General features: G+C 32.8%; 1 pseudogene. It reads right to left on the bottom strand.

What is annotated here, in order from left to right:
* A pseudogene (locus KI686_RS16275) lies at nt 1-296 on the bottom strand (OmpA family protein); the annotation flags it as partial.
* Between the last annotated feature and the right edge of the window lie 9 nt (nt 297-305).

Genomic DNA, 305 nt, shown 5'->3' with positions numbered 1-305 from the left:
CCTTTTAATGCTTGCGCAAACCTAAAATGATAATCGACATCAATAGAATCGCCATATTCTACAAAAAGTTCTCTATACGTTTTTATTGCTTTTTGAAGGCTTGAATTATAGTAATAACTATCTGCTAAATTTTGAAGCACTTCTTGGTTACGCTCCTTGGTTTCATAAATTTCGGCAGCGTCTTTATAAGCTCGCATTTCAAAAAGCTTATTTACGCGTTTTAAATTTTTCTTTTGTGCATGTGCCAATCCGCTAACTAATAAAAGGCCTGCAAGTATGTATGTATATTTTTTCATGTTTTCCTA

The sequence above is a fragment of the Polaribacter sargassicola genome (assembly GCF_021991835.1).
GTDB lineage: Bacteria > Bacteroidota > Bacteroidia > Flavobacteriales > Flavobacteriaceae > Polaribacter > Polaribacter sargassicola.
Note: the sequence above shows the minus strand (reverse complement) of the source record. Positions and strands in the feature narration are given on the sequence as shown.